The organism is Jeotgalibacillus sp. ET6, assembly GCF_029667115.1.
Lineage (GTDB): Bacteria > Bacillota > Bacilli > Bacillales > Jeotgalibacillaceae > Jeotgalibacillus.
This window is the reverse complement of sequence record NZ_JARUIU010000175.1, coordinates 1-253: the sequence shown is the minus strand read 5'-3', so window position 1 is coordinate 253 and position 253 is coordinate 1. Positions and strand designations below refer to the sequence as shown.

Genomic DNA, 253 nt, shown 5'->3' with positions numbered 1-253 from the left:
CTTTTTGAGACTTGCATATCCTGATCTTTTTTGACTGAAGTGAAATCTTTTACTTTTTTAACAGCTTCTTCTGTCCGCCAAAAGATGCCTCCGGCTCCTGATCAACAATGAGCACTTTCCTGCTTCGAATGATTTCCAACCATTCTGAGGGAACCTTTGGGCACCATCGACATTTTGGCTTCTGCCTTCTCCACGCACTAATTAACCCGCATCCCAAATCAACTTCTTGTGTAATATTATTGGAAATTACGCA

At 41.5% G+C, this 253-nt stretch carries 1 protein-coding gene; it reads right to left on the bottom strand.

Annotated features, from left to right (window positions below):
- Positions 1-49: 49 nt before the first annotated feature.
- The coding region (locus P6709_RS20110) for a hypothetical protein (RefSeq protein ID WP_278242664.1) at positions 50-253 on the bottom strand (204 nt) is incomplete at its 5' end.